Source organism: Actinokineospora sp. NPDC004072 (assembly GCF_053604195.1).
This window is the reverse complement of record NZ_JBSGHB010000030.1, coordinates 1-20,749: the sequence shown is the minus strand read 5'-3', so window position 1 is coordinate 20,749 and position 20,749 is coordinate 1. Positions and strand designations below refer to the sequence as shown.

Genomic DNA, 20,749 nt, shown 5'->3' with positions numbered 1-20,749 from the left:
TCGAGGCGCGAGGCGCGAGGCGCGAGGCGCGAGGCGCGAGGCGCGAGGCGCGAGGCGCGAGGCGCGAGGCGCGAGGCGCGAGGCGCGAGGCGCGAGGCGCGAGGGAAGCAACGGACTGGGGTCACGCGCTTCGAGGCGCTTTTCCATCGGCCTCGGGCTCGGGCTCGTCTCCCTCACCCCTGCCACATCTCTTATTATCAGGATAGTGAATAGCGGAAAGAAATCAAATGACGATGGGAAGGAAACTGGGGCGGGAGGGAGGTGTCACCCGCACGGAAACGCGGTCGCGTCACCCGCGCGGGAACGTGACCGCAACCCGCTGTCAGCGCCGCACGCCCGGCGGCTCCTCGAAGGGATGGAGATCGCCGTGATGCCGGGTGATGATCGCGGTGGGCGCAGCCCGCGCGGGCGCTCGGCCGGCAGTCTTGCTTGCGCGGCAAGCGGAATCGGCGGACGGGGTTGGCCCATGCGGTCGAGAGTGCACAGGCATCTGGCGTCCATGCTCCCGGAGGTGTTCGAGCAGACGCCGCGCGACGTCCTGCTGGCGGCCGGGGACCTCGACGACGGCGGCAAGCGGCGCCCGGTGCTGCCGCCGGAGTTCGACTGGCGCGACTACACGGTCATGCTGCTGCACATCACCGCCGAGATCGAGCACTCGCTGATGGTGCAGTACCTCTTCAGCGCCTACTCCCTCGGCGGCCCGCAGGTGCCCGAGGGGCTGCGCCGGGACGTCCGGCGGTGGCAGGAGGTCATCCTCGGCATCGCCAAGGAGGAGATGGGCCACCTCGTCACGGTGCAGAACGCGCTCACCGCCCTCGGCGGGCCGGTCTGCCTCGACCGCGAGGACTACCCGTGGGGCTCGGACTTCTACCCGTTCCAGTTCACCCTGCGCCCGCTGTCGGCGCAGTCGCTGGCGACCTACGTCTGCGCCGAGAGCCCGGACGGCTGGAGCGGGGAGGAGGCCGACCGGATCAAGGAGCTGGCCGCGCAGAGCGCCGGTCAGCAGGTGAACCGGGTCGGCGCGCTGTTCGCGCGCATCGACGCGATCGTCGCCGACCGCGAGCGCATCCCGGACTCGGCGTTCCAGGCCAACACGCTGCCCTACCAGGCGACGTGGGACGAGTGGGGCCGCGGGTACACCCGCGGCGCGCGCGGCCGCAAGGCGGGTTCGGTGCCGACCGAGCAGTCCCCCGACCTGCTGATCTTCGGCGTCTTCTCCCGCGACTCGGTGCGCAAGGCGCTGCACGAGGTCGGCGAGCAGGGCGAGGCGCTGGACACGCCAGCGGGTGGGGAATCCTCGCACTTCCAGCGGTTCCTCGACGTCTTCCGCGAGGTGGCGCGGCTGCCCGAGGAGCAGCAGCGCCTCATCGCCCGCCCGGTCGCGGACAACCCGGTCACCGCGCACCGGCTCAACGAGTGGGCCGACCAAGCCGACGCGCCGCAGACCAACGTCATCACCCACCCGGAGGCGGCGCTCTGGGCCCACCTGTTCAACGTCCGCTACCGCATGCTGCTCACGAACGTCTCGCACGCCTTCCGCCTGGCCGGGCCTGCCGACCCCGCGGGCGCGCCCACCGACCGCGGCCTGCTCATCCACCGCGCCTTCGCCGAGATGTACAACCTGCGGGCGCTGGCGGGCAAGCTGGTCGCCCTGCCGCTGGCCGAGGGCTCCGACCGCAGGGCGGGCCCGCCGTTCGAGATGCCCTACAGCCTCGACCTGCCCGACCGCGACCACAACCGGTGGCTGCTGCAGCGCGACCTGCTGGGGGCCGCGCGGCTGCTGGTCGACGAGCTGCTGACCCGGCACCCCCACCGCGTCACCGACCCCTACCTCACCGCGTTGGCCGAGGCGGACGAGCAGGCGTTGTCGCAGGTCGACCGCATCCTCTCCCGAGCGGAGTGCCGCCGATGACCATCCTGGAACTGCGCATCCTGCCCCCGCTGGCCGTCGGCAGGCTGGGCGGCGCGGCCGAGCCGATGGACAACTACACCGCCGTGCCCGACCCCCGGCACCCGCTGGCCCCGCGCACCCTCGTCCCGGCGCCCACGCTGCGGGTCGACCCGGCGACCGGCGAGATCACCGGCGCCGAGCCGCCGAAGGAGCTGCGCTTCACCGACGGCGCGGGCCGGGTGCGGCCGGTCGCGCCGTTCCTGGAGGTCTGGGCGCTGACCGACGACAAGCTGCTGCACCCGCTGACCACCGACCTGCTGGCCACCGCCGGGCTCGGCCCGCAGGACGTGCGCTGGCAGGTGCGGGTGGGCAACCACAAGATCGAGCGCCGCACCTACGACCCCAACGACCGGATCGACGCCGACACCGGCCTGTTCAACGACCACGAGCCGCACGAGCTGGTTGGGCGCTGCGAGCACTTCCTGCCGGGCAAGACCCTGCCGCTGGGCAGCGTGCGCTACCTCAGCCCGACCGCGCAGTTCCCCGGCATCCGGCTGCGGTTCACCCCGGCAGCGGGCCGCGTCTACGGGTCGGCCGGGCCGGACCCGAACATCGCCGACGTGCTGTACGACCGGTCGCGCGGCACGTGGCTCGGGCATGTGGACAAGGCGGGCGACCCGCGGCTGACCAACCCAGCGGAGATCTACGCGGGCACGCAGGGCAAGGACGGCTCCTGGGTCAGCAAGGGGTACTTCGACGACGAGTGCGACGGCCTGGTGCACGTCCACATCGACATCGAAGGCAAGCCGCTGACCGCCTACGCCCGCATCGGCGCCGGACCGCCCGCCTACGCCCCGGACAGCTTCCCCGTCCGGACCGTGGCCGACGAGCTCGACCAGGCGATGTTCGGCCCCGCGGCGACCGCGGCCGACACCCGGGCCCGCAAGCGCGCGCTCGCCGAGGAGATCGTCCGCCGCGCCTTCGAGACCGTGCGGCTGATGAACACCGCGGTGATGAACGGCAACACCGTCGACGGGCGGGTGGACGCGGCCAGCACGATGGTCCGCCAGGACACCGCCGACACCGGCCGGGCCTACGAACCCATCATGGCACCGTCCCTTGTGGACAGCGTGGCGCTGCTGGCCCTGCACCAGAACGTGCTCACCGCGCTGCGCGGCGGGACGGCGCCGTGGTTCGCCGACGTGCTGCGCAGGCACACCGAGGTCGGCGACCTCTCGGCCAAGGGGCGGCGCAAGATGCCCGCGCTGATGCGCGGGGCGGACGGGCGCTCGCTGGCGCTGACCCGCCGCCAGGTCGACATCGTCACCCAGGCCGCCCAGGACGACATCTTCGGCGAGGAGCAGACGTGAGCGACGACGCGATCGACCCGGTGAACCTCGCCGCGCAGCTGCACTACGCGGGCCTGGGCAACCCGCCCAGCGCGCTGCCGGACACGGCGATCTCCAACGCCTTCCCCGGCCTGGAGTTCGACTTCCGCAACATCTGGCGCAGGCTGCTCGTCGGGATCGAGCTGCACGAGTCGGACAACTACGTCGTCGACGCCGACGAGCAGCACGCCCGGCTCAAGGGCAGGCGGCTGCTGGCCCTGCAGGACGGCACGGCCATCTACGACGTGGTGGGCGACCTGATCGGCCCGACCCGGCCGGGCGGGGCGACCGTCCCGCTGACCTCGGCGGCCAACCCCGACGGCGTGACGATGCTGGAGTGGTCGAACTCGCTGGCCGACGTGCTGGCCAAGCACGCGGGCTCGACGGTGACCTGCTGGTTCACCAGCGGTCCCGCGCCCAACCCCGTCCGGCGCCCGGAGAAGCTGCCCGACCCGCGCGTGGAGCAGGTCGAGCTGAAGGTCCAGCAGCTGTTCGGGTGGAGCGACGCGGCGGGCGCGCGGCTGGCCGTGATCGCCGAGGGCATGGCGGGCCCGGGCGACCTGACGCGCGGGCTGTGCTCGCCGTGGCAGAACGACTACCGCGAATGCGCCTGCTACTACTGGGCGGCCAGCAGGCCGGACTACGTCAACGTCGAGGAGACCCCGGAGGGCGCCAGCACCGGCAACCACTGGTTCGCCATCGACCGGGAGCCCAAGGAGTACGTCCTCGACGACCGCACCGACTCCCGGCTGGTCAGCTACGAGGACCTCTTCCGCGACTGGCAGGGCGCGCTGCGGTTCATCGTGGGCGGCAACGACGCCCCCGAGCACGACGCCTCCGAGCACAGCGCCCCCGAGCGCGGTGCCCCGGAGCACGGCGGCGGGGCGGTGACGTGACCGCCGCTCCCCCGCGGTCGGACGCGCTGTTCGCGGCGTCCGCCCCGGTCCACCCGGACATCCACCTGCTGCCGACCGCCGCGGGCCCGCGGGCGCTGCTGGTCAACGGCAGCCGGGTGTTCGGCGTCGGCGAGCACCTGTACGGGGAGCTGGACCGCGCCCGCAGGGATGCCGACCCGGCCGCGCTCACCGCCTTGCTGGCCCGCGTGGGGCTGGACGCGCCCGCGGCCGTCGACGACAGCCCACCGGACGATCCGCCGGTGCGGGCGCTGTCGCTGGCCGTCGCGCAGAAGTGCAACCTCGGCTGCACCTACTGCTACGCCCAGCAGGGCGACTTCGGCGGCCCGGCCAAGAACATGCCGCTGGCGACCGCGCTGGCCGCGGTCGACCGGCTCTTCGACGGCGCGGACGGCCGGGTGAACCTCGCCTTCCTCGGCGGCGAGCCGCTGATCAACCGGCCGGTCGTGCGCGCGGCGACCGAGCACGCGGCGCGGCGGTCGGCCTCGGCGGGCATCCCGGCCACCTTCTCGATCACCACCAACGGCACCCTGCTGACCGCCGAGGACGCGGACTTCTTCGAGGCGCACGGGTTCGCGGTGACGGTGAGCCTCGACGGCGTGGGCCCGCGCCACGACCTGCTGCGCCCGCACCGCGACGGCCGCGGCAGCTACGACCGGATCATGGCGCGGGTGACCCCGCTGCTGGCCGCCCAGCGGCGGATGCAGGTCTCGGCCCGGGTGACGGTGACGCCGCTGAACCTCGACCTGAAAGCGACGCTGGACGAGTTCGTCGCCGCGGGCTTCCACAGCGTCGGCTTCTCCCCCATGCTCTCCGCGCCGGGCGGGCACGGGGAGATGGCGCGGCCGGAGCTGGCGGTGATGCTGGAGCAGCTAACCGCATGCGGCGAGGAGTTCGTCAGCCGGGTGCTCGCGGGCAGGCGCTACCCCTTCGCCAACCTGGTCACCGCGCTGCGCGAGATCCACCGCGGCACCCACCGCCCCTACCCCTGCGGCGCGGGCGCGGGCTACCTCGGCGTGTCGGCGGACGGCGACCTGGCCGCCTGCCACCGCTTCGTCGGCGACGACGACGGCGCGCTCGGCGACCTGGCCACCGGCCTCGACGCGCAGCGCCGCGCGCGGTGGCTGGCCGAGCGGCACGTGCACCGGCAGGAGCCGTGCCGCGGCTGCTGGGCCAGGTACCTGTGCGGCGGCGGGTGCCACCACGAGGTGATCCGGCGCGGCCGCCCGGCCTGCGACTACATCCGCGGCTGGCTGCACTACTGCATCGACGTCCACAGCAGGCTGCTCGCCCGGCGACCCGACTACTTCGCCGCGTGATCGACGTCTGCGTCATCGGCGGCGGGCCTGCGGGCTCGACCTGCGCGCGCAGGCTCGCCCAGCTCGGCCACGCCGTGGTGCTCGTGGAGCGCCGCGCGTTCCCCCGCCCGCGGATCGGGGAGGCGCTGACGCCCGGCGTCCGGCCGCTGCTGGACGTGCTCGGCGTCGCCACCCCGGTGATGCCGTCGGCGGGCGCGCTGGTCCGGTGGGCGGACGCGACGACCCGGCTGGTGCCCGCGCGGCCAGCGCACCCACCCGTGGTGGTCGACCGGGGGCGGTTCGACCTGGACCTGCTGGCGGCGGCGCGGGTCGCGGGGGTCGACGTCCGGCAGCCGGAGCGGGCCTACCAGCCGCGGCGTGCGGATGGCGGCTGGGAGGTCCCGCTGCGGCAGGGGCGGGTGCGGGCCCGGTTCGTGGTCGACGCGAGCGGTCGCGGGCGGGTGCTGGGCGGCCAGGTCCAGCGGACCGGGGCCAAGACGTGGGCGCTGCACGCGGCGTTCCCAGGCGGCGGGCTGCCCCGGGTCGAGGCGCTGCCGCAGGGCTGGTGCTGGAGCGCCCCGCTGCCCGGTGGGCTCGTCCGGGCGATGGCGCTCACCGATCCGGGGCCGCTGCGGGAGGTCGGGGTCGACCGGCTGTTCCGCGACCTGCTCGACGCCGCCCGGATGCCCGTCGACCCCGCCGCGCGCGTCGAGGTCTGCGACGCCACCGCCTACGCCGCCGTCGAGCCGGTCACCGCCGACAGCATCCGGATCGGCGAGGCGGCCTTCGCGCTCGACCCGCTGTCCTCGTCGGGGGTCGACAAGGCGATGCAGAGCGCGCTGGCCGCGGCGGTCACCGTGCACACGCTGCTGACCGAGGGCGCGGACCACGCGGCGGCGGTGGCGTACTACCGCGACAGCCACCGGCGCACGGTCGACCAGCACGCGAGGTGGACCGCCGACTTCTACAGCCAGCACCGCGCCTACGCCGACCAGCCGTTCTGGCGGGCCCGCTCGGCGCCGTCGCCGCAGGTGGAGCAGGTCCGGCCGGTGCCGGCTGACCTGATGGAGCGGCGGATCAGCCTCGCCCCGGCCGCCGCGCTGGTGCCCACGCCGTGCCCGGACGGCGACCTGGTCACCGTGCGGCGGGCGCTGACCCATCCGGCGCTGCCCGCGCCCATCGCCTACGTCGACGGCGTGGAGCTGGCGCCGCTGCTGGACCGCCTGCCGAGCGGGGCGCAGCTGGCCGAGGTGGTGCGGGCGTGGTCGGGCAGGCTGGCCCCGGACCGGGCGGTGGCCGTGGCGCGGTGGCTGTATCGGCGGGGGCTGGTCGAGGCACACTGGGCTGGTGGACGCGCAGAGGGAGAACCCGGTGGCCGATGACGAGGGCGGCGACCCGGTGTGCTGGATGTCGCGGGTGTGCCCGGAGTGCGGGCTGTTCGCCGAGGGCGACCCGACGACGTGCGAGCGCTGCGGCGCGGACCTGTCGGACCTCTGACGCGCGCGGTTGCTGCCCTGCCAGGACTCGAACCTGGGACCTCCCCGTTCGTAGCGGGGCGCTCTGTCCGCCTGAGCTACAGGGCACCGCGCCACGGGGCACCCCTAATGCCCGTGGCGCTCGCACCCTTGCGGGGTGCGGGTGGTGGAGGGTGGAGTCGAACCACCTCTGCGCCTAAGCGCGCCCGGGTTACAGCCGGGTTGGGCTCCGCAGCCCGTCTCCACCTTTGCGGAAATGAGAAAGCCGCCCACCGCGCTGCGGCGATGGGCGGCTCCCCGGTGATGACCCCGGTCAGGTCACGGCGGGCCGCCCAGCCTGCGGCGCGTAGTCGCGCACGTATCGCTCCACCGTGTCCTCCCGATTCGCTCGTGATCAAGTCTGCCTTGGCGCTTCCGGCGTGGGCAATCCATTAATCACGCGCGGGCGGTCTGGGCGTCGAACAGCGCGCGGGCGCGTTCGACGTCGCCGACCATCTCGGCCAGGTCGTGCGGCTCGGTGCCGTCGCGCTCGACGACGGAGGCCCGCAGCGGGGCGGTCGCGGCCACCTCGGCGAAGACGTCCCACACCGGCGCGGCGACCGGCTCGGCGTGCAGCTCCACCAGGCCCGCGCGCGGGTCGCCGGTGGTCAGGTGCACCTCGACCACGCGGTCCAGGGGCAGCCGGTGCAGGAAGTCGAACGGGTCGTCGGCCTGGCACAGCACGGCGAGGTTCAGCACGAGCCCGCAGTCGCAGCGCGCCAGCACCGCGGTGACGTGCTCGGGCACGGTGCAGCCGGTCACCTCCAGCAGGAACGGCACGCCGAGGCGGTCCTGGATCCGCTGGGCCCGCGCGCCCAGCTCGCGCGCGGGCAGGGCCTCGGGGTAGAGGTGGCCGCTGAACCACGGCGCGGCCAGGTCGGCCACCAGGTCGGCGGCGGCCGCGACCGCATCGGGGTCGTCGTCGCCGGGCACGTCGAAGGCCGATTCCACGCCGTGCGGCACGACGGGGACGATGCCCGCCAGCTCCCGCATCCGCTCGCGGTCGCGCTCGGGCAGGTCCGCGCACCCCTCGACGATCACCTCCACCCACTCCGCCGCCGCGGTCCCGCACCGCAGCCACGTGTCCCAGGTCTCCCGGTAGCCCACCCCGGAGCCGAGGCGGGGGAGTTCGGTCAGCGCCATCGCACCTCCCAGAGGGTGATCCAGCGGTGGTACCCGGCAGCCACTCGGCCGATGGTCCCCCATTCGGGTGATGTATTGCTGTTCGGCCCACAATCGGGCACCCCGCACCCCACCTACGACACCACGGGCGGGCAGCGTGACCAACCAGCTCCACGACGAGGCGTACGACGTCTCCGCCGAGTTCTACGACCTCCTGCAGGGCGAGCGCGACCGCGCCCGGGCCCGCGCCCGCTTCGCCCCGACCGCCCGCCGCGCCCGGCAGGCGGTGCTCGACATCGGCGCGGGCACCGGCATCGTGACCGACGTCCTGGTCCGCGCGGCCACCGTCCCCATCCACGCCGTCGAACCCTCCCGCGCGATGCGGGCCGGTTTGCTCGCGCGGGTCGCCCGACTGTCCCCTGAGGACCGATCTCGGGTTGCCGTGCATCCGTGCACGGTGCAGGCATCGGGGCTGCGCCAGGTGGCCGACCTCGCGGTGGCCGCCAACATGGTCCCCTGCCTGCCCCCGGCCGAGCGCCGCGCGATGTGGCGGTCCCTCGCCACCGCCCTCACCCCCGGCGCCCTCCTGCTGTTCGACCCCCCACCGCAACACCCGACCCGCGACCAGGTCCACTGGCGCCTCTCCCCCACCCGCCTCGGCCCGGACCGGTACCACGCCGAAGTCACCTCAACACCCCGCGGCGACACGCAGGTGCTCACCTTCACCTACCGAATCCACCGCAAGGGCCGGTTGATCCGCGAGGAGGACGAGCAATTCACCCTCTGGCCCACCCCGTCAGCGGTGCTCGACCGCGAACTGCGGGAGGCGGGCTTCACCCCGACCCACCCACCCCACCCAGCCCTGTTCGCAGCCACTCTGCGCCCAGACGAGTAGAGCCCAGCAGCTGTTCGTGCCCGATGTCGGTGAAGTCGGCCGGGCAGAAGCGTGGTGACAGCCGGGCCTGGTGGGGGCGAGCTAGGCGGCCGGCAGAGGTCAGGCGGTGGGCTCGGCGAGGAAGTGGTTGGTCAGTTGCGGTAGGCGGCGTCGTAGGCGGCTTGGGCGGCGGCGTCGGCTTCGGCGTTCCTGGACTTGCGGATGTCGGCTGCGGTTCCGTACGGGTAGCCGTGGCGGGCGGCGCGCATCTCGGCGCTTTCGTGGAGGTAGGAGAACGAGAAGTAGTAGCCGATGATCACCGCCAGGCCGACCATGCCCAGCCGGATCGCCAGCGGGCCGGGGACGAGCAGGCAGGCCACGACGATGGGGGCGATGAGCACGGTGGCCCGCGCCGCGTGGCGGAGGACCCACGTGCGGCTGGTGACGTCGTGCAGCACCCACTCGCGCAGGCGGTCCGGCAGCCTGCCGCCCACGGAGTACCAGAGCCACTGAAGCGGGTTGGGTCGCATAGTTAGTATGCTAACAGTTATGACGCGCATCAATCTCGGCGACGACCCCCTGGCCCTGGACCGGCAGGTCTGCTTCGCCCTGTCCGTCGCGTCGCGCGCGGTCATCGGGATCTACCGGCCGCTGCTGGAGCCCTTCGGCCTCACCCACCCGCAGTACCTGGTGATGCTGGCCCTGTGGGACCGCTCGCCCCGGTCAGTCCGCGACCTGTGCCGGACCCTGCACGCCGAGCCCGCGACCCTCTCGCCGATGCTCAAGCGCCTGGAGGCCGCCGGCTACCTCACCCGCGCCCGCAACCGCTCCGACGAGCGCGAGCTGTCGGTCGACCTGACCCAGGCGGGCCGAGACCTGCGCAGCGAAGCGGAGAAGATCCCGTACCGGGTGGTCGAGCGCCTGGGGATGGAGGTCGAGGAGTTGCAGTCCTTGCACGCCGCCCTCTCCCGCGTCATCGCCGCGGCGACGGCTGACTGAGCCCCCGGGCCCCGGGGTACTCCGCCGTCCCAGGAGAGGAGAACCCCATGACCAGCCCCGACCCCACCCCGGACGACGCCGACCCCACCGGCCCGGACGACCCCACTGATCCAGACGACCCCACTGACCCGGACGACTACGCCGACCAGGTGGGTGTCGACCCCACCCCCGAGCAGGTCGACCACTACGTCGAGCTGGCCGAGGAGCGCAGCCCCGACCACCCCGCATGACGCACCGCGGCCCCAGCTCATCGAGCCGGGGCCGCGGGGGTGTCGTCCTGCCTAGCCGCCTTGGATGTCCGTCGTCGCGGTGAGGGTGGCGGCGCGCCGTTCGAGGTCGTCGTCGCTCGGGTTAGGGGTGCTGAGCAGGTCTGCGCGGGTGATGATCTCCATGCCCGCGCGGTCGGCGCCCGCCGCCACCTCGACCCGCCCCTCCCGCAGCACCAGCACGGCGTCGGGCAGGGGCGAGTCCAGCAAGGCGCGCAGGTCGTCGGCGCTCACCGTCGCCACGGGCGGATCACCCGCCCGCGCGCTCGTTGGGCACGCAGTGGGTCATCTGCAGGCCGGTGACGTCCCGGCTGCCGTTCTGGCCCAGGTGCTCCAGCCGCTTGAGGTCGTCGTCGGTGAGGTCCTGGCTGGCCAGCGGCTCCAGGTGGGCGACGTCGCGCGGCGCGATGCCCAGCTCGTCGCCGACGCGCAGGCCCAGGTCGTCCTCGACGAGGAGGAAGTGCCAGACCATGCGCTCCTGGATGGGGCGGTCGCACTGCTTGAGCTGGTTGGCGAGGTTGCGCACGAGGTCGTCGCGCTCCCACTGCTCCATCAGCAGGTAGCGCTGGCCTGCCTGCAGGTAGTCGTTCGTGCGCGGGATGCGCTGGCGGGTCAGCCTGCCCTCGATCACCGGGCCCTGCTCGTCGTGCGTGGGGTACTGCGCCTCGCGCAGGCCGCCGGTGATCGACGGCTCGTAGTTCACGTGCGGGTTCTCCCCCGCCCGGTCGACGTGGTAGGTCATCTGGCCGTCGCGCTGGTTGGTGCGCACCTCGGCGTTCTTGGCCTGGTTCACCGGCAGTTGCAGGTAGTTCGGCCCGACGCGGTAGCGCTGCGTGTCGCTGTAGGAGAACGTGCGGCCCACCAGCATCTTGTCGTCGGAGAAGTCGAGGCCGTCGACCAGCACGCCGGTGCCGAAGGCGATCTGCTCGGCCTCGGCGAAGAAGTCCGACACCGTGCGGTCGAGCACCATCCGGCCGACCGGGCGGGCCGGGAACTGGTCCTCCGGCCACACCTTGGTGTCGTCCAGCGGGTCGAAGTCCAGCTCCGGGTGCTCGTCGTCGGACATCAGCTGCACCAGCAGCTCCCACTCCGGGTGGTCGCCGCGCTCGATGGCGTCGTAGAGGTCCTTGGTCGCGTGCCCGAGGTCGCCCGCCTGCACCGCGGCGGCGTCCTCCTCGGTCATGCTGCGCACGCCCGCCTTGGGCATCCAGTGGTACTTCACCAGGTGGGTGCCGCCATCGGCGTTGACCCACTTGTAGGTGTTGACCCCGAAGCCCTGCATGTGCCGGTAGTCCGCGGGGATGCCGCGCGGGCTGAACAGGTTCACCAGCATGTGCATGCACTCCGGCGTCTGCGACATGAAGTCGAAGATCCGGTTGGGCTCCTGCCGGAAGGTCACCGGGTCCGGCTTGAGCGCGTGGATCACGTCGGGGAACTTGATGGCGTCGCGGATGAAGAACACCGCGAGGTTGTTGCCGACGAGGTCCCAGTTGCCGTCCTCGGTGTAGAACTTCACCGCGAACCCGCGCGGGTCGCGGGCGGCCTCGGAGGAGTCGCGCCCGCCGATGACCGTGGAGAACCGCACGGCCACATCGGTCCGCTTGCCCCGACCCTGGAACAGCTTGGCCCGGGTGTAGCGGTCGATGGGCTCGTCGCCCCACGACCCGTAGCTCTCGAAGTACCCGTAGGCCACCGCCCCGCGCGCGTGCACCACGCGCTCGGGGATGCGCTCCCGGTCGAAGTGGCTGATCTTCTCCAGGAATTGGTAGTTCTCCAGCGTCGCCGGGCCCCGGGGGCCGACGGTGCGCTGGTTCTGGTTGTCGAAGACCGGGTGCCCCTGCCGGTTGGTCAGCACCGGCCTGCGGTCGTCGGGGCCCGATCCCTTGCTCGCCACATCCACCATGCGCACAGGGCTACCCAGCCCGTCCGGGATTTGAACCTCCCCGGTCGGGTGGGCAAGGGCACACCGACCCGTGCGGGTGATCCGCCCGCCCCGGTCGGCTGCCGACTGCTCACCGAGGCGGGTGCTGACCGGGCGGCGTTGCCATCCGGATGGGCAGGTGTTACGGAAGGAGGGAAGCCGATCCCCGGAGGGCAGCGATGACAGCGGTCGACCGGTTCCCGACCAAGCACCTGCCCCCGCCGGTGGTCCGGCCGCTGCCCGACCCGCCCGCGTCGACCTGGCGCATCATCGGGCCGGGGGTGATCGCCGCCGGGGTCGGCATGGCCTCCGGGGAGTTCATCCTCTACCCCTACATCGCCTCGCAGGTGGGGCTGGTGTTCGTCTGGGCGGCGCTGGTCGGCCTGGTCACCCAGTTCTTCCTGAACATGGAGATCGAGCGCTACACCCTGGCCACCGGCGAGACGGCGCTGACCGGTTTCAGCCGGTTCTGGCGGCATTGGGGCCTGGTCTTCGCGGTCCTGACCTACTTCGCCAACCTGTGGCCCGGCTGGGCGACCAGCTCGGCGACGCTGATCACCTACCTGTGGGGCGGCGACGCCCGCTGGATCGCCATCGGCATGCTGGTGGCGATCGGCCTCATCCTGACCCTCGCCCCGGTCGTCTACACCGCGCTGGAACGGGCCGAGATGCTCAAGGTCGCCGCGGTGCTCGTCCTGGTGGCCGTCGGCGCGGTCGCCGCGATCTCCGCCGACGCCTGGGCCGACCTGCCCACCATCATCACCGAGGCGGGCATCCCGGCCCAGCAGCTCGGGTTCGCGCTGCTGCTGGGCGCGCTGGCCTTCGCCGGGGGCGGCGGCGGGCAGAACCTGGTGCAGAGCAACTGGATCAGGGACAAGCGCTTCGGCATGGGCGCCTACGTGCCGCGCATCGAGAGCCCGCTCACCGGCAAGCCCGCGGCCGCGCCGGGAACCGGGTTCATCTTCGAGCCGACGCCGGACAACCTGTCCCGCTGGCGCGCCTGGTGGCGCTTCGCCAACCGCGAGCAGCTATCCACGTTCGTGCTGATCTCGTTCATCTCGATCGTGTTCACCTCGCTGCTGGCCTACGCCACCGTGTTCGGCCGCGGCGACCTGCCCAACGACATCGAGTTCCTGCGGCTGGAGGGCGAGCAGCTCGCCGCGGCGGTCGGGTCGTGGTTCGGCGTGCTGTTCTGGGTGGTCGGCGCGTTCTCGCTCTTCGCGGCCGCGCTGGGCATCGTGGACTACACCAGCAGGCTGGCCGCCGACGTGCTCAAGACCAGCTACCTGCGCGGCAGCAAGGAGAGCACCATCTACTTCGCGCTGGTGTGGGGCCTGGTCGGGATCGGCTGCCTCGTCCTGCTCGCCGGGCTCAGCCAACCGCTGGTGCTGATCGTGATCTCGGCCTGCACCGGCGGGCTGATGATGTTCCTCTACTCCGGGCTGCTCATCCTCATCAACCGCAGGCTCCTGCCCGCGGAGATCCGGGTCTCCGCGGGCAGGGTCGCCGTGCTGGGCTGGTCGATCGCGCTGTTCGGCACGCTGGCCGCGCTCACCATCGTCGACCAGGTGGGCAAGCTGCTCTGAGCTACACCGCCGCTCCGACCCGCTCGGCGGCGGGGCGCTCGGTGAGCGCGGTCCCCTCCACGTCCAGGGTCGGCAGCCAGCGCAGCCACCTGGGCAGCCACCACGCGCGCTCGCCGAGCAGCGCCAGGGCCGCGGGGACGAGCACCATCCGCACCACGAAGGCGTCGGCGAGGATGCCGACGGCCAGGGCGAAGGCGATGGACTTGATCGCGGGCTCGCCCGCGGGGACGAAGCCCGCGAACACCGCGAACATGATCAGCGCCGCGGCGACCACGACCGGCGCGGCCTGCCGGAACCCGATGCCGATGGCGTCGCGGGCCGCCGCGCCGCGGTGGTGGGCCTCGTGCATGCGCGACACCAGGAAGATCTGGTAGTCCATCGCCAGCCCGAACAGGATGCCGATCACCAGGATCGGGGTGAGGCTGATCAGCGGGCCGGTGCTGTCGAGGTTCACCGCGTCGGCCAGCCAGCCCCACTGGAACACCGCGACGGTGGCGCCCAGCGACGCACCGACGGTCAGCAGGAAGCCGAGCACGCCGACCAGCGGCACCAGCAGCGACCGGAACACGAGCACGAGCAGCACCAGCGCCAGGCCGACGACCAGCACGAGGTAGACCGGCAGGGCGTCGTCGAGGGAGGTGGCGACGTCCACGCTGACCGCGGTGGCCCCGGTGACCGAGGCGTCCACCCCGTCGAGGTGGTCGCGCAGGTCGGCGACGAGCCGCTCGGTCGCCTCGCTGGTCGGCCCGGACTCGGGCAGGACGGTGACCATCGCCTTGGTCCCGTCCCGGTTGGGGATGCCGGGGGTGACCACGGCGGTGTCGTCGATGGCGTCGATCCCCGCGACGGCCGCGTTGGCGGTCTGCACGGCGTCATCGCCCTCGAACAGGATGACCAGCGGCCCGTTGACCCCCGGCCCGAAGCCCTCGGCGAGCAGCGCCTCGGCCCGGGCCTGGGTGCTGTCGGCGGGCGGGGCCGGGACCAGCGTGGTCCGCATGGCCGTCACCGGCACGGCGACCACGCCCAAGCCGATGATCGCCAGCAGCAGCGCCGCGACCCGCCGGCGGGTGACCCCGCCGACCCAGCCCGCGTGGAACCCGCGGACGGGGCGCTCCTTGCGCGGCAGCGCCTTGCGCCCGAGGAACCCGAGCACCGCGGGCACCAGCGTGACCGCGACGAGCACGGCCACGACGATGGTCGCCGCGGCGGCCAGGCCCATCTGGCTGAGGAACGGGATGCCCACCACGACCAGCCCGACCAGGGCGATGATCACCGTGATGCCCGCGGTGACCACGGCGGAGCCCGCCGTCCCGACCGCGACGCCGATGGCGGTCGGCACGTCCGCGCCCTGCCGCAGCTCCTGCCGGTACCGGTTGATGATGAACAGCGCGTAGTCGATGCCGACGGCCAGGCCGAGCATGCCCGCGAGCGCGGTGGTCGTGGATTGCAGGTCCATGAACCCGGTGGCGATCGTGATGCCCAGCACCCCGATCCCCACCCCGACGCCCGCGGTCAGCAGGTTCATCCCGGCGGCGACCAGCGACCCGTAGGTCAGCGCGAGGATCACCAGCGCCACGACGACGCCGACGGCCTCGGTGACCCCACCGATGTGCGGGGCGACCTGCATCGCCTCCCCGGTCACCTCGACGGTGAGCCCACCGGCCCGCGCGCGGTCCACGACCTCCATCAGCGCGGCCCGCTGCTCCTCGGTCACCTCCCCGACCCCGGCGGAGAAGGCCACGGTGCTGTAGGCGGTGTCCTGCTGGGCGTTCACCGCGGGCGCGGCCGGGTCGAAGGGGTTGCTGGCCCCCACGACCCCGGGCACCCGGCCCAGCTCCGCCACCAGCCCGGCGACGGCCCGCGGGTCCTCGGTGAGCGTCCGCCCCTCGGCGGCTCGCACCACCACCCGCGCCTTGGCCCCACCGGAGTCGAACTCCGCCTTGATCGTCTCCAGCGCCGCGGTCGACTCCTGCCCCGGGATGGCGAAGGAGTTCGACATCGTCCCGGCCAGCGTCAGCGCACCGACCCCCGACCCGACCAGGACGACCAGCCACAGCAGGACGACGGCTAACTTCCGCCGCTGCGCGGCAATCCCCAGCCGGTACAACAGACGTGCCACAGATCAGCCCTTCACCCGGTCGTCACGGGACCCCAACGCATCGAGGCAAGTCCCGATTATCAACGGCCGCCACGCGGTCTTCTCCCCCCGCTCATTGGCGGCCAAACTCAACACGGCAAGCGCACTCAGCGCCCCGATCACCCGAACAACCCGCTCGGTATCCCCCGGCTCCACCCCGAACACCTCCGACACGAACAAATCGTGCCGCCCGACTTCCTCCCCAGCCCCCACCACCGACCGGAACGCCAGAGCAACCAACCCCGGCCGCTCCAACGCAATATCCGTCAACAACTCCACCGCCCGCCGATCCCGAACACCCCCCACCGGCAACCCGGCCACCTGCTCAACAACCCACTCCCCTTGCGCATCCCCCACCCGAAGCGCCGCATTGTAGAGCGCTTCCTTAGTGGGAAAATGATGCAACAACCCCGCCTTCGACAACCCCACCGCATCAGCAACAACCTTCACCGAAGTCTGCTCAAACCCATGCCGAGCAAACAACCCCGCCGCCCGATCAAGAATCGAATCCTCAACCAGCCGCCGAAGCCCACCACCACTGCCACTATCACGCGCCACCCCACCACCCTACCAACCGATCCGGTAGGCATCCCAACCGATCCGGTTGGGAGGGGGGTGAGGGGATGGTGGAGGGGGGTGGGGGCTGGGGGTGGGTGGTGAGGGGGATGGGGGCCAAGGGGTGCCGGTGGAGCGATGGGAGCAGAGAGGCGGTGGCGCAGGAGATGGGAGCCAGGGGGGTGGTGGAGGGATGGGAGCTGGGGGTGGTGGTCAGGGGGATGGGGGCCAAGGGGTGCCGGTGGAGGAATGGGAGCCAAGAGGCGGTGGCGAAGGGGATGAGGTGCCGAGGGGAGGCGGTGGAGGCATGGCACCAAGAGATGGTGGCGAAGGGCGGAGCCGTGGCGGACGAAGGGGGCGGGAGCCAGGGGGTGCCGGTGGAGGGGATGGGGTCGAGGGTGGCGGCGAGGGAGATGAGGCGAGGGGTGACGGCGAAGGAGGTGGGAGCCGTGGCGGCCAAGGGGACGGGAACCAGGGGATGACGGTGGAGGGGTGGCGGCCGAGAGGCCGCGGCGAAGGAGATAGGAGCCGAGAGGTGACGGTGGGAGGGATGGCGGCCAAGTGGTCGCGGCCAAGTGGTGGCGATGGTCTCGCTGACACGCACGTCACCCCACCGGCAACCCCCCAAAGCAGGGCTTGCCTGCCATCCCGTCGACCTGGCGCAGCCTTACCACGGCCAGGGCGGGGGTGCGGCCCTCAACGAATCAGAAACTTGCAGGTTGAGGTCCCCCAGGGACCTCAACCGCGATCAACAAAGCTCCGCACCCCCGCCCTGGGTGTGGTAACCCTCCGGGAGGTCGACGGGATGGCAGGCAAGTCCGGCCACCATCCCGGAGACCTGCCCGCCCGGCGAGGGCGCTCTTACTCCGGCGCAACGCCGCGCAGCGGCGAGCCGACCCCCACCCCTAAGCGAGCCGACCCAGCTCAATACCCCACAGCCACCCCAGCAAACCTCTCCCCCACTTCCCCACCCCCACCAGCAGGATAAGAAACCTTCCCCACCACCCCATCAGACGTATAAACCGTCCCCTTCACCTTGTCCAACCACACAGCAGACCCGAACTCAGCCTCCTCCCCACCCCTCCCCTGCGACCGAATCCGCGGAATCCCCAACGGATCAAACGACGCCGAGAACGGCGATGGCGCCGGATTCGCCCCCACCAACAACGCCCCCACATACCGGTAAGACACCCCATCCGCCGCCCCCCGCAACGCCAACTCCTTCCGATCCGGATGGATCCCGAACGGCAGGGAGATCGTTTCAGCGGTCGCCCCGGCAGCTCGAATAGCAGCATCCCCCCGAGCGATGTCCCGCTGCGCCGCCTCAGCCGACGCCGACCCCAGGTTCAGATGCGTCAGCGTGTGGTTCCCGACCTCCATCCCGTGCGAGGCCAGCCACGGCAGCGTCCGCTTCCCGCCCGGGTCCTCGAACGGGTCGCCGTTCACGTAGAAGCTTGCGACCCCGCGGAACTCCGGGTACTCGGCGGCGACTTCCCGCAGGATCGCCACCGCGGTTCCCGGGACCGGCTCCCCCGCGGCCGTCAACGCGAACTGCGACGGATGGCCGTCGTCGAAGGTCAGCACGACCGGGTGCGTTCCGGCCGGAATATCAATTTCGGCCTTCACCAGCTGGGCGGTTGTGATCGTCACATACTTCTCCCGCGCCAACCGCACCAGCTCCGCCCGGAAATCCGCGGGTGTGCGGTCGTACACGGTCGTCGCTTTGTCGATGATCCGGTGGTACATCAACACCGGAACATCGCCCAGCTCATTCGCCTTCACGGCCGCGGGATCCGGTGCGGCCGAGGTGGTCGGCGAGGTGGCGGCAGCCGGTTGAGCTGCCGGTTCGGCCGCGGGCGGCGCGGTTCCGCCGCTGCACCCGCCTGCCAGGACAAAGATCGCGGTCAGCGCTCCCACACGCATACCAGTCACCGCTCCACGGTCAGCCGCGCCATACCGCTCGCGCAACGGGGCGACACGAAGGTGTGGGATTTGGTTAATCGACTCGGTGGCGGATACGTCCCAGCGGTATGACATGGTCGGGAGGGACGCTTATGCGATCTCAAAAGAATAGCCGCCGGACCGCCGTGGTCGTGGGTGCGGTCGTCGTGGTGGCGCTGGCCGTCATCACCCCGCTGACCGTCCGCGCGCTCTCGGCCGACCCGGTCGTGATGGGCATGGAGGACGGCGCGGTGATGACCACCGGCGCCGCGCGCCAGCTCGCCGTGACCGTGCCCGAGGGCACCAACCCGGGCGAGGTGCAGCTGTTCCTCGACGGCAGGCCGGTCCAGGCCAAGGCGGACGGCAACCGCCTGGTGCTGGCCGGGTCGGAGCTGCCCGAGGGCGAGCACACGCTGGTGGCCAAGGCCCCCGGTTCGGTGCCGCTGCTGCCCGACGACGAGGTGAGCAGGCGGTTCACCGTCGACGGGACGCCGCCGAAGCTGTCGGTCAGCGCCGACGCGGTGACCGACCTGCGCCAGCCGGTCGAGGTCCGGGGCACGGCCGAGGGCGCGTCGGCGCTGTCGATGGACGGCAAGCCGGTGGAGCTGGGCCCCGACGGCCACTTCGCCGTGACCCTGCCGACTGCGGCGACGGTCCGGTTCGAGGCCCAGGACGCGGCGGGCAACCGCACCGAGCAGAAGTTCAGCGTCGAGACCCGCCACCCGGGCATGCGCGCGGTGCACATGTCCGCGGCGGGCTGGGCGTCCAAGCCGCTGCGCGACCCGGTGCTGCAGATGGCCAGGGAAGGCCGCATCGACACCGTGCAGCTGGACATCAAGGACGAGAGCGGCGAGATCGGCTACCAGTCCCAAGTCCCGCTGGCCAAGGAGATCGGCTCGACCCGCGACTACTACGACGCCCGGGCCGCCACCGACGAGCTGCACAAGATGGGCGTGCGCGTGGTCGGCCGCCTGGTCGCCTTCCGCGACCCGATCCTGGCCCGCGCGTCCTGGGAGTCGGGCAAGCGCGACCGGGTGATCCAGACCGCAGGCGGCACCCCGTGGGCCAGCTCGTACGGGCAGTACTCGTTCACCAACTTCGCCCACCCCGACGTCATCGCCTACAACGTCCAGCTGGCCGAGGAAGCGGCAGGCCTGGGCTTCGACGACATCCTCTACGACTACATCCGCAGGCCCGAGGGCGCGTTCGAGCGGATGAAGCTGCCCGGCCTCAAGGGCTCCCCCGAGGACGCGATCGTCGACTTCGTCGCCAAGAGCCGCGACGCGGTCCGCAAGCACGGCGCCTTCCTCGGCGTCTCCGTCTTCGGCATCGCCGCCACCCGCCCCGGCCCGGTCGCCCAGAACATCCCCGGGATGGCCGAGTACGCCGACTACATCTCGCCGATGGTCTACCCGTCGCACTGGGGCCCCGGCGAGTACGGCGTCGCCCGCCCGGAGAGCCAGCCCTACGACATCACCGCCCGCTCGGTGGGCGACTTCGTGCAGAAGGTCAAGGGCACCGGCAGCGAGATCATCCCCTGGCTCCAGGCGTTCAGCCTCGCGGTGAACTACGGCCCGAAGGAGATCCGCGCCCAGATCGACGCCGCGAAGTCGGTGGGCGCCCCGTCCTTCCTCCTCTGGGACCCCGCCTGCCGCTACGACCCGGCCGACCTGGACCCCAAGCCGTGACCCCGGCTCAGGCCGCGCTCTCCCGGTCTTCGAGCCCCACGGCCTTCCGCAGCTCGTCGAGGTCCCGCTTGAGCCCGGGCTCGTCCTTGGCCAGGTGCGCCATCACATCGGAGAGGCCGTCGGCGATGGCGTTCAGCTTGTGCTGAATCGCGTCGTCGGACCGCTTCTGGGTGTTCTGCAGGAGCGCGACCAGCAGGAACGTCACGATGGTCGTCACGGTGTTGATGATCAGCTGCCAGGTGTCGATGGTGTCGAGCACCAGGATCGAAGGAGCCCAGACGAGAACCAGCAACACGCAGAAGACGAAGAACCAGGCGCGTGAGACGAGGTTGCCGACTACGGTTGCGAAGCGGTCGAATACGGACAAATCGCCGGAGATGTCCGAGGGCATCGTTCCGTGTTCGTCTTTGTTCACGCCTGCCTCCTTGGGTGCGCAGGTGGAGTACCCACTCCAGACAGGGTTGAATCGGGGGGTGCACTCCCGTCGCCGTTCAGTCCTTGTCCGGAGTGGTGCTTCCTGCACCGGCCCATTGGGTTGGCGCGGAGCCATAGGGGCGGCGCGCGGCTTGGTGGGTGGGTCCGATGGGGTGAACTCGCATTCGCGGGGACCCCTAAGCGAAACGCCGCTTGGGCGTGAAGGCGGTGAAGGCGGGCG

At 72.0% G+C, this 20,749-nt stretch carries 20 protein-coding genes and 1 tRNA gene; 12 read left to right on the top strand and 9 right to left on the bottom strand.

What is annotated here, in order from left to right; all coding sequences use genetic code 11:
- The first annotated feature begins 511 nt into the window (after positions 1 to 511).
- The 6 genes from ACWEPX_RS31200 to ACWEPX_RS31175 are packed head-to-tail and all read left to right on the top strand — an operon-like array spanning position 512 to position 6,988.
- Positions 512 to 1,912, top strand: a complete 1,401-nt coding sequence (locus tag ACWEPX_RS31200; protein ID WP_451900858.1) for a ferritin-like domain-containing protein — start codon at positions 512 to 514, stop codon at positions 1,910 to 1,912.
- The gene (locus ACWEPX_RS31195; protein WP_451900857.1) at positions 1,909 to 3,261 is read left to right on the top strand and encodes a hypothetical protein; all 1,353 of its coding nucleotides are present in this window, start codon (positions 1,909 to 1,911) and stop codon (positions 3,259 to 3,261) included. Before ACWEPX_RS31200 ends, ACWEPX_RS31195 begins: the two co-directional genes overlap by 4 nt.
- Positions 3,258 to 4,175 carry a hypothetical protein gene (locus ACWEPX_RS31190; RefSeq protein ID WP_451900856.1) on the top strand — a complete coding sequence of 306 codons (918 nt, stop codon included), beginning with the start codon at positions 3,258 to 3,260 and terminating at the stop codon, positions 4,173 to 4,175. The genes ACWEPX_RS31195 and ACWEPX_RS31190 overlap by 4 nt, the downstream gene beginning before the upstream one ends.
- Positions 4,172 to 5,512: a radical SAM protein gene (locus ACWEPX_RS31185; protein WP_451900855.1), complete on the top strand. Its 1,341-nt coding sequence runs from the start codon at positions 4,172 to 4,174 to the stop codon at positions 5,510 to 5,512. The genes ACWEPX_RS31190 and ACWEPX_RS31185 overlap by 4 nt, the downstream gene beginning before the upstream one ends.
- Positions 5,509 to 6,873 (top strand): flavin-dependent monooxygenase QhpG, encoded by a 1,365-nt coding sequence (qhpG, locus tag ACWEPX_RS31180; protein WP_451900854.1) that lies wholly within the window; start codon positions 5,509 to 5,511, stop codon positions 6,871 to 6,873. Before ACWEPX_RS31185 ends, qhpG begins: the two co-directional genes overlap by 4 nt.
- Entirely contained in the window at positions 6,839 to 6,988 is a 150-nt protein-coding gene (locus ACWEPX_RS31175) for a hypothetical protein (RefSeq protein ID WP_451900853.1), read from the top strand. Before qhpG ends, ACWEPX_RS31175 begins: the two co-directional genes overlap by 35 nt.
- 12 nt (positions 6,989 to 7,000) lie before the next feature.
- Here the strand turns inward: ACWEPX_RS31175 and ACWEPX_RS31170 are convergent.
- Positions 7,001 to 7,074, bottom strand: a tRNA-Arg gene (locus tag ACWEPX_RS31170).
- A gap of 327 nt (positions 7,075 to 7,401) precedes the next feature.
- Positions 7,402 to 8,148, bottom strand: a complete 747-nt coding sequence (locus tag ACWEPX_RS31165; protein ID WP_451900852.1) for a multinuclear nonheme iron-dependent oxidase — start codon at positions 8,146 to 8,148, stop codon at positions 7,402 to 7,404.
- 136 nt (positions 8,149 to 8,284) lie between these two features.
- Between ACWEPX_RS31165 and ACWEPX_RS31160 the strand changes: the two genes are divergently transcribed.
- Entirely contained in the window at positions 8,285 to 9,022 is a 738-nt protein-coding gene (locus tag ACWEPX_RS31160) for a class I SAM-dependent methyltransferase (RefSeq protein WP_451900851.1), read from the top strand.
- A 131-nt stretch (positions 9,023 to 9,153) separates the two neighbouring features.
- Here ACWEPX_RS31160 and ACWEPX_RS31155 read toward each other — a convergent pair whose 3' ends face one another.
- A complete protein-coding gene (locus ACWEPX_RS31155; RefSeq protein ID WP_451900850.1) occupies positions 9,154 to 9,531 on the bottom strand; it encodes a DUF5313 family protein in 378 nt (125 codons plus the stop codon).
- Between the two features lie 19 nt (positions 9,532 to 9,550).
- Here ACWEPX_RS31155 and ACWEPX_RS31150 point away from each other — a divergent pair, with 19 nt between their 5' ends.
- Both ACWEPX_RS31150 and ACWEPX_RS31145 read left to right on the top strand, forming a co-directional pair.
- The gene (locus ACWEPX_RS31150) at positions 9,551 to 10,000 is read left to right on the top strand and encodes a MarR family winged helix-turn-helix transcriptional regulator (protein WP_451900849.1); all 450 of its coding nucleotides are present in this window, start codon (positions 9,551 to 9,553) and stop codon (positions 9,998 to 10,000) included.
- Positions 10,001 to 10,047: 47 nt separating this feature from the next.
- Positions 10,048 to 10,230, top strand: a complete 183-nt coding sequence (locus ACWEPX_RS31145) for a hypothetical protein (RefSeq protein ID WP_451900848.1) — start codon at positions 10,048 to 10,050, stop codon at positions 10,228 to 10,230.
- A 51-nt stretch (positions 10,231 to 10,281) separates the two neighbouring features.
- On the opposite strand, the gene ACWEPX_RS31140 is transcribed toward ACWEPX_RS31145, so the two are convergent.
- Complete coding sequence (locus tag ACWEPX_RS31140) at positions 10,282 to 10,509, bottom strand: hypothetical protein (protein ID WP_451900847.1); 228 nt, start codon at positions 10,507 to 10,509, stop codon at positions 10,282 to 10,284.
- A gap of 7 nt (positions 10,510 to 10,516) precedes the next feature.
- Positions 10,517 to 12,169, bottom strand: coding sequence for a catalase (locus ACWEPX_RS31135; protein ID WP_451900846.1), 1,653 nt, complete (start codon positions 12,167 to 12,169; stop codon positions 10,517 to 10,519).
- Between the two features lie 197 nt (positions 12,170 to 12,366).
- Between ACWEPX_RS31135 and ACWEPX_RS31130 the strand changes: the two genes are divergently transcribed.
- Complete coding sequence (locus tag ACWEPX_RS31130; RefSeq protein WP_451900845.1) at positions 12,367 to 13,773, top strand: Nramp family divalent metal transporter; 1,407 nt, start codon at positions 12,367 to 12,369, stop codon at positions 13,771 to 13,773.
- A 1-nt stretch (position 13,774) separates the two neighbouring features.
- Here ACWEPX_RS31130 and ACWEPX_RS31125 read toward each other — a convergent pair whose 3' ends face one another.
- Together ACWEPX_RS31125 and ACWEPX_RS31120 are read right to left on the bottom strand one after the other, a co-directional pair.
- The gene (locus ACWEPX_RS31125) at positions 13,775 to 15,892 is read right to left on the bottom strand and encodes an MMPL family transporter (protein ID WP_451900844.1); all 2,118 of its coding nucleotides are present in this window, start codon (positions 15,890 to 15,892) and stop codon (positions 13,775 to 13,777) included.
- Positions 15,893 to 15,895: 3 nt separating this feature from the next.
- Positions 15,896 to 16,468: a TetR/AcrR family transcriptional regulator gene (locus tag ACWEPX_RS31120; RefSeq protein ID WP_451900843.1), complete on the bottom strand. Its 573-nt coding sequence runs from the start codon at positions 16,466 to 16,468 to the stop codon at positions 15,896 to 15,898.
- A 65-nt stretch (positions 16,469 to 16,533) separates the two neighbouring features.
- Here ACWEPX_RS31120 and ACWEPX_RS31115 point away from each other — a divergent pair, with 65 nt between their 5' ends.
- On the top strand, positions 16,534 to 16,947 hold the full coding sequence (locus ACWEPX_RS31115; RefSeq protein WP_451900842.1) for a hypothetical protein: 414 nt from the start codon (positions 16,534 to 16,536) through the stop codon (positions 16,945 to 16,947).
- Between the two features lie 442 nt (positions 16,948 to 17,389).
- Here ACWEPX_RS31115 and ACWEPX_RS31110 read toward each other — a convergent pair whose 3' ends face one another.
- Positions 17,390 to 18,247 carry a polysaccharide deacetylase family protein gene (locus ACWEPX_RS31110; protein WP_451900841.1) on the bottom strand — a complete coding sequence of 286 codons (858 nt, stop codon included), beginning with the start codon at positions 18,245 to 18,247 and terminating at the stop codon, positions 17,390 to 17,392.
- 311 nt (positions 18,248 to 18,558) lie between these two features.
- On the opposite strand from ACWEPX_RS31110, the gene ACWEPX_RS31105 reads away from it, so the two are divergent.
- Positions 18,559 to 20,094: a putative glycoside hydrolase gene (locus ACWEPX_RS31105; RefSeq protein WP_451900840.1), complete on the top strand. Its 1,536-nt coding sequence runs from the start codon at positions 18,559 to 18,561 to the stop codon at positions 20,092 to 20,094.
- 7 nt (positions 20,095 to 20,101) lie between these two features.
- Here ACWEPX_RS31105 and ACWEPX_RS31100 read toward each other — a convergent pair whose 3' ends face one another.
- Positions 20,102 to 20,509, bottom strand: a complete 408-nt coding sequence (locus ACWEPX_RS31100) for a low affinity iron permease family protein (RefSeq protein ID WP_451900839.1) — start codon at positions 20,507 to 20,509, stop codon at positions 20,102 to 20,104.
- Positions 20,510 to 20,749 lie beyond the last annotated feature (240 nt).

What these genes read in the sequence shown, in the direction of transcription:
- ACWEPX_RS31195 (WP_451900857.1), top strand. Translation starts at nt 1,909, where the DNA reads ATGACCATCCTGGAACTGCGCATCCTGCCCCCGCTGGCCGTCGGCAGG.
- ACWEPX_RS31165 (WP_451900852.1), bottom strand. Translation starts at nt 8,148, where the DNA reads ATGGCGCTGACCGAACTCCCCCGCCTCGGCTCCGGGGTGGGCTACCGG.
- ACWEPX_RS31155 (WP_451900850.1), bottom strand. Translation starts at nt 9,531, where the DNA reads ATGCGACCCAACCCGCTTCAGTGGCTCTGGTACTCCGTGGGCGGCAGG.
- ACWEPX_RS31150 (WP_451900849.1), top strand. Translation starts at nt 9,551, where the DNA reads ATGACGCGCATCAATCTCGGCGACGACCCCCTGGCCCTGGACCGGCAG.
- ACWEPX_RS31145 (WP_451900848.1), top strand. Translation starts at nt 10,048, where the DNA reads ATGACCAGCCCCGACCCCACCCCGGACGACGCCGACCCCACCGGCCCG.
- ACWEPX_RS31135 (WP_451900846.1), bottom strand. Translation starts at nt 12,169, where the DNA reads ATGGTGGATGTGGCGAGCAAGGGATCGGGCCCCGACGACCGCAGGCCG.
- ACWEPX_RS31130 (WP_451900845.1), top strand. Translation starts at nt 12,367, where the DNA reads ATGACAGCGGTCGACCGGTTCCCGACCAAGCACCTGCCCCCGCCGGTG.
- ACWEPX_RS31115 (WP_451900842.1), top strand. Translation starts at nt 16,534, where the DNA reads ATGGTGGAGGGGGGTGGGGGCTGGGGGTGGGTGGTGAGGGGGATGGGG.